The sequence below is a fragment of the Salimicrobium humidisoli genome (assembly GCF_002295105.1).
Taxonomy (GTDB): domain Bacteria; phylum Bacillota; class Bacilli; order Bacillales; family Halobacillaceae; genus Salimicrobium; species Salimicrobium humidisoli.
On record NZ_NSGH01000012.1, the window covers coordinates 39529 to 56113 of the forward strand.

At 46.2% G+C, this 16585-nt stretch carries 18 protein-coding genes; all 18 read right to left on the reverse strand.

What is annotated here, in order from left to right; genetic code table 11:
- Positions 1–88: 88 nt before the first annotated feature.
- A complete protein-coding gene (locus CKW00_RS08685; RefSeq protein WP_095822260.1) occupies positions 89–1339 on the reverse strand; it encodes a tetratricopeptide repeat protein in 1251 nt (416 codons plus the stop codon).
- A 145-nt stretch (positions 1340–1484) separates the two neighbouring features.
- Positions 1485–2771: a 3-phosphoshikimate 1-carboxyvinyltransferase gene (gene aroA, locus CKW00_RS08690; RefSeq protein WP_095822261.1), complete on the reverse strand. Its 1287-nt coding sequence runs from the start codon at positions 2769–2771 to the stop codon at positions 1485–1487.
- Between the two features lie 27 nt (positions 2772–2798).
- A complete protein-coding gene (locus CKW00_RS08695) occupies positions 2799–3893 on the reverse strand; it encodes a prephenate dehydrogenase (RefSeq protein WP_095822262.1) in 1095 nt (364 codons plus the stop codon).
- Positions 3890–4990, reverse strand: coding sequence for a histidinol-phosphate transaminase (gene hisC, locus CKW00_RS08700; protein WP_095822263.1), 1101 nt, complete (start codon positions 4988–4990; stop codon positions 3890–3892). The genes CKW00_RS08695 and hisC overlap by 4 nt, the downstream gene beginning before the upstream one ends.
- Positions 4987–5364, reverse strand: coding sequence for a chorismate mutase (aroH, locus tag CKW00_RS08705; RefSeq protein ID WP_095822264.1), 378 nt, complete (start codon positions 5362–5364; stop codon positions 4987–4989). Before aroH ends, hisC begins: the two co-directional genes overlap by 4 nt.
- Positions 5361–6428 (reverse strand): 3-dehydroquinate synthase, encoded by a 1068-nt coding sequence (gene aroB / locus CKW00_RS08710; RefSeq protein ID WP_095822265.1) that lies wholly within the window; start codon positions 6426–6428, stop codon positions 5361–5363. The genes aroH and aroB overlap by 4 nt, the downstream gene beginning before the upstream one ends.
- Position 6429: 1 nt before the next feature.
- The gene (gene aroC, locus CKW00_RS08715; protein ID WP_095822307.1) at positions 6430–7596 is read right to left on the reverse strand and encodes a chorismate synthase; all 1167 of its coding nucleotides are present in this window, start codon (positions 7594–7596) and stop codon (positions 6430–6432) included.
- Positions 7597–7847: 251 nt separating this feature from the next.
- Entirely contained in the window at positions 7848–8294 is a 447-nt protein-coding gene (gene ndk / locus CKW00_RS08720) for a nucleoside-diphosphate kinase (protein WP_095822266.1), read from the reverse strand.
- Between the two features lie 79 nt (positions 8295–8373).
- Positions 8374–9348 carry a heptaprenyl diphosphate synthase component II gene (hepT, locus tag CKW00_RS08725; protein ID WP_095822267.1) on the reverse strand — a complete coding sequence of 325 codons (975 nt, stop codon included), beginning with the start codon at positions 9346–9348 and terminating at the stop codon, positions 8374–8376.
- Between the two features lie 24 nt (positions 9349–9372).
- Positions 9373–10077 carry a demethylmenaquinone methyltransferase gene (locus CKW00_RS08730; protein ID WP_095822268.1) on the reverse strand — a complete coding sequence of 235 codons (705 nt, stop codon included), beginning with the start codon at positions 10075–10077 and terminating at the stop codon, positions 9373–9375.
- A gap of 14 nt (positions 10078–10091) precedes the next feature.
- Complete coding sequence (locus CKW00_RS08735) at positions 10092–10883, reverse strand: heptaprenyl diphosphate synthase component 1 (protein WP_095822269.1); 792 nt, start codon at positions 10881–10883, stop codon at positions 10092–10094.
- A gap of 15 nt (positions 10884–10898) precedes the next feature.
- Positions 10899–11129, reverse strand: coding sequence for a trp RNA-binding attenuation protein MtrB (gene mtrB, locus CKW00_RS08740; protein ID WP_008587489.1), 231 nt, complete (start codon positions 11127–11129; stop codon positions 10899–10901).
- A 120-nt stretch (positions 11130–11249) separates the two neighbouring features.
- A complete protein-coding gene (locus tag CKW00_RS08745; RefSeq protein WP_008587486.1) occupies positions 11250–11522 on the reverse strand; it encodes an HU family DNA-binding protein in 273 nt (90 codons plus the stop codon).
- Positions 11523–11834: 312 nt separating this feature from the next.
- On the reverse strand, positions 11835–12557 hold the full coding sequence (locus CKW00_RS08750) for a hypothetical protein (protein WP_095822270.1): 723 nt from the start codon (positions 12555–12557) through the stop codon (positions 11835–11837).
- Between the two features lie 13 nt (positions 12558–12570).
- Positions 12571–12768 carry a DUF2768 domain-containing protein gene (locus CKW00_RS08755; RefSeq protein WP_008587482.1) on the reverse strand — a complete coding sequence of 66 codons (198 nt, stop codon included), beginning with the start codon at positions 12766–12768 and terminating at the stop codon, positions 12571–12573.
- Positions 12769–12911: 143 nt separating this feature from the next.
- Entirely contained in the window at positions 12912–13952 is a 1041-nt protein-coding gene (locus tag CKW00_RS08760) for an NAD(P)H-dependent glycerol-3-phosphate dehydrogenase (protein ID WP_095822271.1), read from the reverse strand.
- 21 nt (positions 13953–13973) lie between these two features.
- Entirely contained in the window at positions 13974–15284 is a 1311-nt protein-coding gene (gene der, locus CKW00_RS08765) for a ribosome biogenesis GTPase Der (protein ID WP_008587477.1), read from the reverse strand.
- 208 nt (positions 15285–15492) lie between these two features.
- Positions 15493–16506 carry a type 2 isopentenyl-diphosphate Delta-isomerase gene (fni, locus tag CKW00_RS08770; RefSeq protein WP_095822272.1) on the reverse strand — a complete coding sequence of 338 codons (1014 nt, stop codon included), beginning with the start codon at positions 16504–16506 and terminating at the stop codon, positions 15493–15495.
- Positions 16507–16585 lie beyond the last annotated feature (79 nt).

A 16585-nucleotide genomic window follows, 5' to 3' on the forward strand; every position in this document is an offset into this window, starting at 1 on the left:
CCCCTGTTTTTTTAACACTGTATTTACCAGTATACTTTCTGATTCACAGTTTGAAAAGTAATTATATTTTATTTCCGGCTTCCAGGAATTATGCTTCCAGCCTTTCGATGAATTCTTCAATTTCGGTGTTCGAAGGTTCAAGAGCCAGATACTCTTTGAATACAGACACAGCTTCTTCTTTCTGGCCGTTTTCAACAAGGAAATAGCCGTAGTCCTCAAGGAATTCCACGTCTTCTTTAAAAGATAAATAAGCATTGGCATAATAACCGGAGGATTTCTCGAAGTTTTCCTCTTCCCTGCTTGCCTGGGCGAGTTCCCAGTCATAGAGCGGGTCCACTTCTCCCGTCTTTTGAATATCTTCAAGGAGGAGTATGACGCTTTCATAGTCTTCTTCCTCTTTATACCGTTCAAGGAGGAACAGCACCGCCTCTTTATAACCCGGGTCTATGGCAACCGCTTCTCTCATCGCCCGATAAGCAGCTTCTTTGTCTCCCTGTTTGTAGGAAAGGAAACCGGTCATGTAGTATAGATCCTTATTATACTCATCTTTCGTAAGGCCTTCCCGCGCTTTCTCCAGTGCTTCGGCAGCCATCCCTTCCTCTTCATAGACTCTGGCCAGAAGCGGGTAAACGGATTGATAATATGGATCTTTTTTAAGAAGATCTTCCCATACCTGAATGGTAATGTCGTTTCTCCCTGCCTTGTTGGCTATGAACCCGTACCGGAACTGCACATCGGGGTTTTCCTCTTCCACTTCCTGAAAGTACTCAAGGGCTACTTCGAATCCGCCTGTAGCTGCATAAGCTTCCCCGAGCCGGGTCGCTACTTCGATATCTCCGATGACCCGGGAGTGTTCCATCGCGTTTTCATAATAGGGGATACTCTTATTATATTCACCGTTCGAAAAAGCGAGTTCTCCTAAAGCGAAGTCGATCACCGGTTCGTTCGGATCATAATGTTTCGCTGTCAGAAGTTTACTTTCAGCCACCTCGAACAGACCCTGAGACTGATAAAGATCAGCGACCTGCATGAGAGCCTGGAGATACATTTCATCCTCGGGTTCTATTTTATTTAAAAGGTCGACTGCTTCCATGTCTTCCTCAAGATCGATGTGGATTTCCGCCAGCATAACGATGATCTCCTGCTCCTTCGGATACTGCTGAAGAAATTCTTTCAAAATCATCTTCGCCTCTTCAAGCATCCCCCACTGTATATAAAGTTCAGCTATCGTGAATTTCTCTTCTTCATCAGCTTCCGGCAAATAATTCTGCAGTGTTTCAAGCGCATCCTGTGTTTTATTTTCCTCCATCTGATGGACTGCTTTCTGAATCTCTTCCATTAACTACACCCTTTCTGCACCGCGGGTTTCAATCTCCCTTAACAGAGCAATGATATATGAATGTCACTTTGTGTTCAAGTAAGGAAAATCCAGACTCATTAAAATATCTTCACGCGGGACCTTTCGTCCGGTGAAGATATTTTTCCTAACGATTATATAGCAAGTGCTCGAGGTCCGAAAAGAAGTCAGGATAGGAAATGTTTATAGCTTCCGGACGATGAACAGTCGTCTCCCCTTCGGCTATGAGTGAAGCTACGGCTTCCATCATACCTATGCGATGGTCCCCTTCCGAAGATACTTCCGCTCCCCGGAGAGCAGTTCCGCCTTTAATGATCATTCCATCCTCTGTCGGCGTAATATCCGCCCCCATCAAAGAAAGATTGTTGTACACAGCCTGTATGCGGTCCGTCTCCTTCACTTTCAGTTCCCCTGCGTCTTTGATGACCGTAGTTCCTGCAGCTTGAGTTGCGGCCAGGGCAAGAACAGGGACTTCATCGATAAGGTTGGCGATCAGTTCTCCTTCCACCGTAATACCTTCGAGTTCACTGCTTTTCACAGTAACGTCCGCTACTGGTTCCTCCCCGATCCGGTCGGTGATTACCACATTTATATCGGCACCCATCTTTTTAAGAGCCTGAATGATGCCGTTACGCGTTTCATTGACACCCACTCTTCGAATAGTTACATCACTCCCGGGAACGATAGCAGCAGCAACTATGAAAAAGGCGGCTGAAGAAATATCTCCCGGGACGTCTACATCCGAAGCTTTCATTTTCTGGCCGCCCCGGACGGATATAGCACCGGAGTCATTGGTAACTTCCACTCCGAATTCAGGAAGCATCGTTTCCGTATGGTTCCTCGTCTTCGCAGCTTCGATCACTGTTGTGACCCCTTCGGCAAAAAGTCCTGCAAGAAGAATGGAAGATTTAACCTGGGCACTCTTGACAGGCATTTCGTAAGTTATTCCGCTCAAACCGGTTCCGCTGAAAGCAAGAGGAAGTTTCTTACCCTGTTCTCTCCCCTCGATAACGGCACCCATCTGACGGAGCGGCTTCACGACCCGGTCCATGGGGCGCACGCTGAGAGATTCGTCCCCGTACGCTGTCGTAAATAACGGAAGCCCGGCCAACACACCGCTCATCAGTCTGGCAGTCGTTCCGGAATTTCCGAAATATAGCGGGGCTTCCGGCTCCTTCAGTCCACCCGCTCCCTTGCCATGTACAGTCAGATCTCGTCCGTCACGGTCGATCTGCACGCCCATTTCCCTGAACACCTCTACCGTCCTTAAACAATCTTCCGCGTCCAGGAAGCCGCGGATTCTGGAAGTCCCCTCCGCCAGAGATGCGAATATAACAGCACGATGTGAGATCGATTTGTCTCCGGGTACTGTAACCTCTCCCGATAAACCCGCTGATGCCGGATTTCTTTTCATATACATCTTCTCCCTTCATACCGCATTTTACTGTTCGATCACTACCTCATAATTCTTATTCCTCAGAAGGAGGGCGCTCTCCTCCTGTTCTTTTCCTGTCGGGAAGCTGATACGGAGTACTCCCGTTATGCCTTCACGTATTTCGAGTATTTCTATGTTCTTAATACTTATACCGGCTTCGGCGAGAACTTCGATCACTTTATGGATGGTTCCCGGCTGATCATAGATATCCACGAAGATGTCATAAAAACCGGGGATGGCTCCTTTCTCTTTGACAGGCAGACCATCCCTGAAAGTTTTAGCTTCCGTCAGATAACGTAACGTCTCCTCCCTGGAGTCGGTCTGCAGGTATTCTTTCAATCTGGTCATTTCCTGGATCCAGTCTTCAAGCATTGGCACGAGCTGCTGTTTATTTTGAAAAAAAATATCCTGCCACAGTGGAGGATTACTCGAAGCGATTCTTGTAATATCACGAAAGCCTCCGGCAGCAAGGTTTTTCAACTCCGGGTGTGTATGCTGCCATTTTTTTGCCTGCTGGACGAGGGAGGAGGCGATCAGGTGCGGAAAATGTGAAATTACGGCGGTCATCTCATCATGTTCCTGAGGCGAGAGAGTTACGAAACGGGCTTTCGTCGCCTCCAGCAGTCCCCGCAGCTCTTTTGTTTTCTCATCCCGGTCTTTGACGGGAGAGAGGACGTAAATAGCATTTTCGAATAAGTGAGGTTTGGCTGCTGTAAATCCGTTCTTGTGTGATCCGGACATCGGATGACCACCGATAAATGTTATCCGGTCGTTCGCGAGCAGAGAAGCTTCCTTCATCACTTCATTTTTCACTGACGAGACATCGGTAACCAGCAGATCTTTGGAAAGAGTCACGTCGTTCAAATTCCGGATTACCTGAACGGTAGTAGTGATAGGCAGCGCGAGAACCAGAACATCTGCCCGGGGCAGAGCTTCATAGAGGTTCCCCGCCTTCTCATCGATGACGCCCTGGCGATAAGCCAGTTCAAGGCTCTGGACATCTTCGTCATGTCCTAAGATGAAGTGGCCTTCCTTTTTGATATTCATGGCCAGAGAGCCGCCGATCAGACCGAGACCGGCGACCACCACAGTTTTATTCATAGCTTTTCCTCCTGCTTCACCTTCGCTTCAATGTACCCCTGGATTTTTTTCATATCCTCTTCACTTCCAATAGTGAGACGTATCGATCCCGGTATACCGAGAGCTTCTCCGGAACGTACGATGAAGCCTTTCGTCAGCAGGTGTTCAAACATTTCATCTCCACTGATCGGTAAATGAATCAGTACAAAGTTAGCTTCCGAGTCATCGTAGCGAAGATCGATGGAGTCACAGAAATCCATAAACGCTTTCTTATTTTCCCTGGTCTGCGCCACCGTATCTTCTAAAAACTCCTGATCTTCAAGCGCCAGCACAGCCGCTTTCTGGGCTACGACCGAAGTATTGAACGGCTCACGCGCAGGTTCCATCGCGGAAATCGTTTCCGGATCGCCTACGCCGTACCCTATCCGCAGGCCGGCCAGCCCGTAAGCTTTGGAAAACGTCCGCAGTACCATTACGTTCTTGTGATTATTGACGAGTTCCAGGGAGGATGCCCGTTTTTCTTTATCGGCGTATTCATAATAAGCTTCATCTATAACGATCAATACGTGGGAGGGGGTACGATCTATAATCTCTTTCAGTTTTTCCTCCCCGAGCAGTACCCCTGTCGGGTTGTTGGGGGAACAGAGCCAGAGTATCCTGGTATGATCATCCACTTTATTCAGCATAGTCTCGGTGTCATGATGCCCGTCTTCTGTAAGAGCCACTTCGCGCACCTCCGCTCCTTCAAGAAGAGCATTGTGCTTGTATTGGGGGAACGTAGGTACAGCCATCACCGTATTCGTCAACGGTTCCAGAAAAGCACGACAAAGAATCTGAACTATTTCATCCGATCCGTTCCCGAAAATAAGCTGGTCTTCCCCGATTTGATAAAAATCCGAGACCGCTCCTCTGATTTCCCGGGCATGGCCGTCCGGATAGTATTCTAAACTTTCGAGCATCCGCGGAAGTTCTTCCTTTACCTTTCCGGAAAACCCGAACGGATTTTCGTTAGAAGCCAGTTTCACTATCTTGTCAAGTCCGTACTCCTTCTTCACTTCATCAATCTGTTTCCCCGGTTTATACGGAGTCATTTCATTTAATATCGGTTTCGTCTTCATTTGGCACCGCCTTCCTCTTTTAAATCAGGACGAAGCTTTATCGCCTCGTGATGATAAATGTGATTAATTTCTTTCTGTTCCGCAGTCGTATTGACCGTTACCATCACCCTTATACACCTGCTTAAACCTTCAGGGACATCGATCTCACGCATGCACATGACCGGCACGTACTTCCAGCCGTCCAGGTACCGTAACGATTTTGCGGGGAATGCAGCGTTCAGATCGGCCGTGGCGCTGAAAAGTACCTGGGTCACGTCCTCTGCCGAAATCCGGTTTTCCTCTACGATCTCTTTCATTAATTCATACGACCTGCTCACGATTTCAGTGGCGTCGTCCGTTTCAACTGTAGTCGCTCCACGGATTCCACGAATCATTCGATCACCTCATTTTTGAACTGCTTCAACGCATGCAGAAGCTCATCTTCTTCTATATGCGAGACGTAAGGGCTGCCGACTGCCTGTAAAAGCACATAATTGATTTTCCCTCTCTCGGCTTTTTTATCGCGCTTCATGTGTTCCAGTAGTTTCCTTTCATCCAGTTCACCGACTACTTCAAGCGGGTAGCCGTTATTATCGGCCCAGACAAGAAGACGATTGCGTTCTTCTTCCATACCGCTTAGGAAAAGAGCAAATACAGTTCCGATAACTACCGCTTCCCCGTGTGTAACGGATCCATAATCCAGTTCCGTCTCGATGGCGTGAGCCAGTGTATGGCCGAGATTCAGATACTTTCTCATACCGGCCTCTTTTTCATCCTGCTCGACGATGGAGGCTTTCAGCCGGATTCCACGAATAAGGTCGCGGGCTGCCTTATGATTTTCAAGTTCTGTCAATTCCCTATCCATAAGTTCATCGAACCAGCCTTTATCACTGAGCAGTGCATGCTTCACTACTTCGCCATATCCCGAGCGTTTCTCTTTCAAAGGTAAAGAATCGATCATTTCCGTATCGTAAAGAACTTTATCCGGATGATGGAAGGCACCGATCAGATTTTTCCCCGCTTTATGATTGATTGCCACTTTCCCGCCGACGCTGCTGTCGTGGGCGAGAATACTTGTAGGCATTTGTATATAGGAAATACCACGAAGGTAAGTGGAAGCAACGAAACCGGCCAGATCTCCGGTCATTCCTCCGCCGAGGGCTATGATCAGCGATTTTCTATCCATATTGCACGAGATACAATAGTCAAGAAGACGACCGTACCATTCCATGCTTTTCGTACCTTCACCCGGCGGGATAATTTTACAAAAAATATTCCCTCGTGTCTTCAGAGCAGTTTTTATATCATCCATATATAAATCCGCCACATGCCTGTCCGCAATGATAAGAATGCTGCTGTAGCTGTCAGCGATATATTCATTCAGTTCGCGTCGCAGACCGTCTGCTATCATCACCTCATACGCTGTGGAGCCGGGGATGTTCACCTGTAACCGTTCCATGTCAGAAATTCCTCACTTCCTCACGATAGTTATCCAGAGCCTCTTTCAGACGTGGGAAATAATCGGAAGGGAATTCTTCCGTAATCGCTTTTGCCACCTCGAAAGCCACTACGTGCTCCATCACTACAGATGCAGCCGGTACCGCACAGGAATCAGAACGTTCAATACTTGCTGAGAAAGGTTCTTTCGATTCGATATCCACACTTTGGAGCGGCTTGTAGAGCGTAGGGATCGGCTTCATCACTCCTTTAACGACAATCGGCATTCCGGTCGTCATACCGCCTTCGAATCCCCCGAGCCTGTTCGTCTTTCTGAAATAGCCCCGGTCCTCTTCCCAGCCTATTTCATCGTGAACCTCACTTCCGTTTTTCCGTGCAGCTTCAAAACCGATTCCGAATTCGACACCTTTGAAAGCGTTGATGCTCATTACACTGAAACCTATCTTCGCGTCCAGCTTCTTATCATACTGGACGTAAGAACCAAGTCCGGCAGGTACACCTTCCACGTAAACTTCAGCTACGCCGCCGATCGAATCACCTTCTTTTTTCGCATCGTCGATCGCCTTTTTCATTTCTTCGGTTGCACCGTCATCAAGGGTATTGACAGGGGACTCCTCAGCTTTCTTTATTCTTTCATCGATCGGCATAGTCTCATCAAAAGGACTGACGATCCCTGCAATCTCCCTCACGTAGCCGGCTACCTTGATTCCGAGCTCTTCAAGAAGCACTTTAGCGACGGCACCTGCAGCAACCCTGGCAGCGGTTTCTCTGGCTGAAGACCTTTCCAGCACGTTTCTGAGATCTCTGTGGCCATATTTCATCCCGCCGTTAAGGTCGGCATGTCCCGGCCTCGGTCTCGTTACTGTACGTCTTATCTTCTCACCTTCAGGAAAAGGGTCCTCCCCCATAATATCCGTCCAATGCTTGAAGTCGTCGTTATGTATGACCAGAGAAATCGGTGAACCAAGCGTGTATCCATGACGGACACCGGAAGTGATATCAGCTGTATCTTTTTCAATCTGCATACGTTTTCCGCGTCCGTGACCTCCCTGCCTTCTTCTCAAAGAACCATTGATCTGTTCCTGAGTAATGGGAAGATGGGAAGGAATCCCTTCAATAATTGTTGTCAGTTGTTTTCCATGAGATTCTCCAGCAGTCAAATAGCGCATATTCACCCCGACCTTTCTTGAATTTTACGTACTACTATACCACATACTTTCCGGGTTGTGTGATTTAAAATTCTAAATTGTAATACTATTAAAGATAATCCTCGGATTTAGTAATAGTAACGGACATGCTGATCCCCGGCTGTAGAAAAAGTACCTTCTCCACTCATAATAGATAAATATTTTTCTACTGTAAAGCGTAGAAGCATAAAAGTAAAAATAAACCGCTTTCAGTATGAAAGCGGTGAAGGTCTTCAGTAGATCCATTTGTCTTCATCTTTTTCGTAGTCCACGAACGGCTTTCCACCTGCGAATAGAGCGATTTCTCTTTCCGCACTTTCCTGGCTGTCGGACCCGTGGATCACGTTTTTCCCGACTGTCAGACCGTAATCGCCTCTGATAGTGCCGGGCTCCGAGTCTTTCGGATTTGTCGCACCCATCATTTTACGACCGATCGCAATCGCATTTTCACCTTCCCACACCATGGCAAAAGAAGGATTGGATGTAATGAAACCTACGAGATCTTTAAAAAACGGCTTATCTTTATGTTCTGCGTAATGCTCTGATGCAAGTTCTTCCGTAACCTGCGTCATTTCCGCATATACGAGTTTAAGACCTTTCTTTTCAAACCGGGAAACGATTTCTCCCACAAGGTTACGCTGTACTCCGTCGGGTTTAACCATAATGAACGTTCTTTCCATTGTGAACCACCTCACTGTAAAATATGTAAGCGCTTGTACGCCTTTTACATTGTAACAAGTTTGATCCACATAAGCAATTTCAGGAATTCCTTTTACCGATATATTTGGCGATGGCTTTTAATGCCTGCTTGGGTCTCCCAGTCGGCAGCTGCTGAAGGGACTGGAACGCTTCCTTCAGATAACGTTCACTGAGCTCTAACGACCTGTCGATGTAATCCCCTTCTTTCACTTTTCTGATGAACGGTTCCGCTTCCTCTTTTGTAAGAGTTGAAGTATGGGAGAAAGCTTTCCTCAGGTCTTCCCTGAATTCTTCATCTTCCTGTATGGCGTAAAGGACAGGCAGCGTTATATTCCCCTGCATCAGATCACTCCCCGCCGGTTTTCCCAGTTCTTCCTCGGATGAAGTGAAATCGAGTATGTCATCTATAATCTGATAACTCATACCTACATTATATCCGTACTTGTACAGGGCCCTTTCTTTTTTCAGGGAAGCCTCTCCTGCTATGGCTCCAAGACGACAGCTTTCCGCAATTAAAATAGCCGTTTTTCTCTTGATTCTGCGCAAATAAGTACGGAGGTTCTGATCCACTTCCCCTTTATCTTTGATCTGCTCAATTTCCCCTACACAAAGTTCCATCATCGTTTTTGACAGAACCTGGTGAGCTCTCATGTTTTCTATGCTGCCCATGGCTTCGAGCGCAAGCGCAAACATATAATCACCCGTATACATGGCCACGTGATTGTCGTACTGTTCTTTTACAGTAAGGTCACCGCGTCGCAGCTTGGCATCGTCGATCACATCATCGTGGACGAGAGAGCCGGTATGAATAAGTTCAAGGGCCTTGGCACAATTCTTCATCTTATCAAAATCATACTTCCCGAATTTCCCTGCAAGCAGCACAAAAACAGGACGGATACGTTTCCCTCCTGCTTCAAGAAGCTGATTGGAAGCTTTCTGAAGCACTTTTTCCTCGGTGGAAACCGAATGCAACACTTCCATTTCAACTGCATCAAGGTCTTTATTTAAAAATGAATAAAGTTTAGTTAATTTCATATACTTTCATCCTTGGTGTATAAATTACTTTCTTCCCATGTGCATGGCCGCTACACCTGCTGAATAGGATTTCATCTCAACGTCGGAAAAGCCGGCATCTTCGAAAAGACGCTTAAGCTCGATTTTTCCGGGAAAACTTTTGGCAGATTCGTTCAGCCACTGATATTCTTTGAAACTTTCGGCAAACCACTTTCCGAGAAGGGGCATCACCTTCTCAAAATAAGCATAATACACCTTCTTGAAAACCGGATTTTCAGGCTGGCTCGTCTCCAGACAGACGACCGTTCCGCCAGGCTTCAGTACCCGGTACATCTCGGACAGGGCCTGAAAATAATCAGGAACATTACGAAGACCGAATCCTACCGTAACATAATCAAACGTATTATCTTCAAAAGGCAGAGCCATCGCGTTCCCGTGCTGATATTCTATATTCATAAAGTGCGGCTGCTCGATTTTCTTCTTCACTGCTTCGGCTAACATGTTGTAGCTGAAGTCCACGCCGATGACGTGACCGCTGTTCCCTACCGCATTGCCCATCGCCATCGTCCAGTCACCCGTGCCACAGCAGACGTCCAGTGCAAGTGACCCTTTTACGACGTCCATCCGTTTCATTACATCCCGTCTCCACAGCTTGTGCTGCTGAAAAGATATAATTGAATTCATTTTATCGTAACGGGTGGATATGTTTTCGAACACGCGGTGTACCCGTTCTTCTTTTCTTTCTTCCATTAGAATCTCATCCCTCAGTTAAATTCTTGTTCTAAATCTTCGTCGAGTTTCCTATACAATTCTTCCGGAACACTGCTTCCAGGGCCCAGATTTTTAAATGAATCATAGGCTTCTTTCTTATACTTCTCTATGTTATCAGCAATTTCATACGCATAGTTCTTCGACTGCTCAGGTTTGGAAAAAGCCTGGTTCTTTCCGGAGCCCCAGTTATTGAGACCTTTCACGAACATACTTTCCACTACAGCGCCACAGTCTCCGGGAGGCATGAAATGACACCATACATTGTAGGAAAGCAGAGTTTCCACTTTTTTATACGTTTGAACATACGAAGTCAGAGAATCGTGCCTTCCGTAGTATAAACGGACTTTCTGCTCGTTCACTTCCCTTATCGTTTTGGCAAGAACCTGAATGAAATCAAGGTCATTTATAAGTGAGAGCAGATGATAATATAAACCGCTGTAAAAATCACCGGCAAGTACGGTTAATTGCCTTTTGCGTACTTCATCCACTTCTTTGTTACTGTTATCTACCGTAACGAAATCGTGAGTATCCAGCGCCATCTGTACGAACATTACAGATAACAGATAATTATCGTCCATATTTTTCCGCTCAGGTAAATGATCAAACAAGTGTATGTAAGTTTTCATTTTTCTTTCATCTATAGCAGGTTCACCAATATGCTTACTGAGGTAAGGATGGTAAGCGTAGGATGAAATCTGCTCTTTATAGTAGGTGATGCGACTGTTCAAGTCATTCATTTCCATCAGAAATCCCTTTCTTTCTGTACGTGCAGCCATCAGTACCATTCCCCGCCCGGTAAGTTATAAACTCATTTCGCTTTCATTTGTTATTTCCCCGTGGCTCGTCTGAATCACGGCTTTTCCACGCACCTTAACTGCTGACGTATGGTCGGTGAACTGGGCGATCATGACTTCTCCTTTATCCAGCTTCTCTGAATGATGGAATCTCGTATCACTGCCTCTCGTGAGCCCGATCACGTTGACACCGTCTTCCAATGCCTTTATTACAAAAAACTCATTTGAATCTTTCATCATCTGTCCTCCTCACCTTTCTTTATTTAACTATCGCTTATATAAACTACCATGTCAAAAAAAATATTTTTAATAGAAAAAGGGTGCTCTTATGGCACCCTTCTTCACGCCCTATGTAGCTTATTTTACAGCATCTTTAAGGGCTTTACCTGGTTTGAACGCAGGAACTTTACTTGCTGGAATTTCAATTTCTTCTCCAGTTTGCGGGTTACGTCCTTTACGGGCGGAACGTTCGCGTACTTCAAAGTTCCCGAATCCAATCAGTTGAACTTTTTCACCATCTTTAAGTGAATCCATGATAGATTCGAATACAGAGTCTACTGCTTTTGTAGCGTCTTTCTTGGAAAGATCCGCCTGCTCAGAAACTGCATTGATTAGATCTGTTTTGTTCATGATATTCACCTCCTCTCAAAGAAGGTTAACTCCTTCATCAGCCCCCGCGAATACGGGGTGACATGCTCAATACTAAACGACTTCTTTCCGTTTTTCAATAGCTAAACGTACGATAAACGTTGATATTGCAGGGTTTTTTTAATAATAAGGGTTATTTTCGTGTGTTGAATTACATATTTTTACTTTTAAATACAATTTATTGAAAATACTGCACTTAATTTTCGCTGATTCAAATTCAGGCAGCAGGTTCATCAGTCATCAAAAAAAGCCTGCGGACAAGCTGAGTCAGCTTTCCGCAAGCTTTTCTTCTGTTCAAGGGGCCTGCTGCATAAATACCGGCTCCCCGTTCTCGATCGTATAAGGAGGGCTATAAACCGGAGCTACAGCCGAATGCTGCGTTAACAGGTATCTTATATCCTCGCCTGTGTCATAGGAATGGTCGTATTCCTTAAGAAAGCTGTTCAGATCCTTCCGGTAATCGATCAATACATCGCCGCTTCCGTTCACATACAGCGGCAACAGTTCACCGGAGTATGGACTTTTTACAGTCGGAGGTCCGTCCAGATTCAACTTTTCGTGATCCAGGCTGTAGACGCCCGGTGCAATTCTTTCTTTGTAGGGTGTAAACTGGTTTTTTTCTTCATAAAAATGAAGTTTCGTTTCTATCTCCCGGATCTTTTCGGTTATTCTGAGATCTACGACTTTCACTTCAGCCTCTGTCTCCGGTTTAATAATGATGTACTGATAATAACCGCCGTTTTCAAAAGCCGTTCCGGGTATCTCCATCAGTAAACCGGCTTCTTTCAGACGGGTGAAGTCTATCTGGTATTTCTGAAAAACAGGAGTTTCCTCCGGTTTCGTTTTAATCGGCAGGCGTCCACTCTGCTGCTGTTTGAACTTATCGACAGCATTCTGTACCTGGGCCAGCTGGGCATCGTTCGGAAGACTGTTAGCTGCTTTCTCGGATTGAGGGAACATACAACCACTTAACAATACCAATACCAGAAGCATAATCGGGTATTTAACTGTGTTCATCTGTTTCTCTCCTTTACGGGGTAGGCCCGCTCAGTACTATGTACATAATGATAATTCCTCCTACAATCATACACAAATAAGCTATAACAGCTGTTATTACGGAGAAAACACCTTTCAACTTATGTCTGCTCAGTAAAATCAGCCCTACAGCCAAAAACATCAATATTATACCTGCAAAAGAAATCCACATTTTTATCAATGATAGTGACATATTGTCCAACTCCTACCTAGCTTTTCAGAAAAATCTTAGCATAAGCTTCCAAAAGGGTCAAAGCAAAAAACCGGTCCGCCTGACAATGCGGGAATCCGGTTTTTCTGTTCAGGGTAAACGTCGTTCGAACGAAAGGACGTCTCTTACTTCTTCATCTTCTGATCAAGCACATCAACAAGATCTTCCATTTCATGACGTCTGACCCTGGTCATGAGCTGTTCCACTACTTCCCTCGGATCCGCATCCTTGAAAAGAATATAGTAGATACCGGAAGTGATGGGCATATTGATGTTCTGCTCTTCAGCCATCTGGAAGGCGGCTTCGGTGGTCCGCACGCCTTCAACTACCATACCCATGTCATCCAGAACGGTTTGAAGATTCTCTCCCTTACCGAGCTTGAAACCGGCTCTCCAGTTTCTGCTGTGAGAACTCGTGCAGGTGACAATCAAGTCACCGATCCCGGCAAGTCCGGAGAAGGTAAGAGGATTGGCTCCCATGGAAGTCCCGAGTCTCGCCACTTCGGCAAGTCCTCTTGTTATAAGAGCCGCCTTCGCATTATCCCCATACCCGAGACCATCGGAAATACCTGCACCAAGCGCAATAATATTTTTCAAAGAACCGCCGAGTTCCACTCCTATCAAATCAGGAGAGGTGTATACGCGAAATTGGCTGTTGATAAAAAGACTTTGCACTTCTTCCGCGATTTCAAGATTTTCAGAAGAGACGGTAACGGTCGTCGGCTGCCTTAACGCTACCTCTTCCGCATGCGAGGGACCGGATAACACGATAACAGCCCGGCGTTTCTCTTCCGGAATTTCTTCAGTAATGACTTCCGAGACGCGCTTGTATGTTTTCGGTTCGATTCCTTTGGAAGCGTGAATAACGGTTGCCGGTGAATCGAGAGCCGTTATGAGAGAACGACAAACCTCTCTCACCGCTTTGGTCGGTACAGCCAGAAGAATATAATCAGAATCTTCCACGCTTTCTGTAAGGTCATCGAATACCTGAATGTTATCAGGCAGGGAAGCATTTTCCAGATATCTCTTATTCTCTCTCGTTTTCTTCATTTCTTCCGCATGCTCGACTCTGTGGGCCCACAGACGGACCTGATGATCATTGTCGGCTAAAACGAGGGCAAGAGCTGTCCCCCAGCTCCCGGCACCAAGCACTGAAATGTTGGCCATTTATATCCCTCCCGTAAGTTTTTATGTTCTCTTTCTAGCAATGATGTGTATCGGTGTCCCTACAAATCCGAATGCTTCTCTTATCCTGTTTTCCAAAAAACGTTCATACGTAAAATGCATCAGGTTCGGATCATTTACGAAGACTACGAATGTCGGAGGTTTTACTGCTACCTGAGTGGAATAGAAAATCTTCAACGTCTGTCCCTTGATCGATGGAGAAGGGTTCATTGCAAGCGCGTCCACGATAACTTCATTCAGCAGATTGGTCGACACTCTCTTGGCATGGTTCTCACTGGCCTGCACGACGGCAGGTAACAGCGTATGAATTCTCTTTTTAGTTTTTGCAGATAAGAAAACTATCGGAGCATAATCAAGATATCTGAAAGCCGAACGGACCTCATCTTCGAATTCCTTGATCGAAGTCTCGTCCTTATCTATAGTATCCCACTTATTCACCACAATCACTACTGATTTACCTGCCTCATGCGCATACCCGGCTATTTTTTTGTCCTGCTCCTGAATACCCGTATCTGCGTCAATCAGAGCCAGAACTACATCCGATCTTTCAATTGCTTTAAGGGCTCGCATAACACTGTATTTTTCCGTGGATTCGTACACTTTCCCGCGTTTTCTCATGCCGGCGGTATCGATGATAACGAAATCCTGGTCATCCCTCGTAAAAGATGTGTCCACTGCATCTCTCGTAGTGCCGGCGATGTCACTCACTATGACCCTTTCCTGACCGAGAAGGCTGTTAATAAGAGAAGACTTACCCACGTTGGGCCGTCCGATTACACTGAAACGTATAGTCTCGTCATCTTCCACCTCTTCCGGCAAGTCGGGGAAGTGAGTAATTGTTTCATCCAGAAGATCCCCGAGGCCAAGGCCATGGGAACCCGAAATCGGATAAGGATCACCGAAACCGAGAGAATAAAATTCGTAGATGCTTTCCCTCATCTCGGGGTTATCCACTTTATTCACGGCAAGTACTACGGGTTTATTCGACTTGAACAGAAGCTTACTCACTTCTTCATCCGCTGCAGTAATCCCGTCCCGGCCGTTGACCATGAATATGATTACGTCCGATTCTTCTATCGCAATTTCGGCCTGTGCTCTCATCTGAACCAGAAGCGGTTCGTCCCCGAGTTCTATACCACCCGTATCTATGACATGAAACGTATGGTTCAGCCACTCTGCATCGGCGTATATTCTATCTCTTGTAACTCCGGGGGTATCTTCTACAATAGAGATCCGTTCCCCGACCAGTCTGTTAAATATGGTAGATTTTCCTACGTTTGGTCTTCCTACTATAGCTACTGTTGATTTCCTCATGAAAGGTACATCCTTTCTTTCTTCCTCTATGAATTACTTTACTACATCTTAACCTTATCATTTTAGCAGAAGGGCGGGAATATGACAATCTGTATTAATAACGTCGCATCATAAACATACCGGACAATATAGTGCGGCGCAGCCGGGCTGGTTTAAACACATTACAGACATTTCCCTATGTATATTTCCCACAAAAAAAAGCCTGTATTCAGACTCCTTTTTGGCTGATCCAATTTTTTGTTTCCCCATGCAGGATGTAAGGCTTTCCTTTCAGTTGCTCCACTTTTTCGCATCCGAGAATCATCATCACCGATTTCAGCTCGTGGTGGATCAGGTCTATCTTCCCACGCAGTGCCGATTCGCCATCTTCCATCAATGTTTTCAAAATAGGACCCGCCATACCGAACGCCTTTGCTCCCAGTACCAGAGCTTTCGCTCCGTCCACGCCGGAACGTATACCTCCGGAAGCGATGATATGTTCCGCCTCCAGACTGTGCAATATGGAAACAGGTGTCGGGATACCCCAGGAATGGAAGCTGTCCATGCTATTATCCCTTCGTTCATTCTCCACTTTAGAGAAATTGGTGCCTCCCTTGCCTCCTACATCGACGTAGCGGCATCCGAGTGCCTGCAGTTCTTTCACCGTTTCTCCGGACATCCCGAAGCCTACTTCTTTCACTATGACCGGGACAGGAGACTCCGAGATCACTCTTCTGATATTTTCTATTCGGAATGAGAAATCCCTGTCCCCTTCCGGCATGACGACTTCCTGCACAGTATTCAGATGAATCTGGAGGGCATCTGCGCGTAACATCTCTATGGCGACTTCCGCGTCTTCCCACGTAGCTTCGCTTCCTACGTTTGCAAAGATGACGCCATCAGGGTTCACTTCGCGAACCACTTCATATGTTTTACGTTCATCCCTGTCTTTAATAGCGGCCATCTGAGAACCGACTGCCATGGCAATATTTTTTTCACCGGCAATTTCAGCCAGCTTTCTGTTTATTTCTTTCGTCTTTTCACCACCGCCACCTGTCATCGCATTCACAAAAAGAGGGGAACTTACATTAAGCTCCCCCAGTTGAACAGAAATATCCAGTTGCTCCCAATCCAGTTTGGCCAGGCTCCGGTGTACAATATCCACTTCATCGAAATAATGTACCGGCCCTTCGGAATGGTTAAGAGCATGGCGGATGTGATCCAACTTGCGCTCTGATCTCATCCTTCCACCTCCGGCTGCATACAAAGGAAAAAGGCAGGAAAAACAGTGCGTTAATAGACGCACGTTTCTCTTTCCTGCT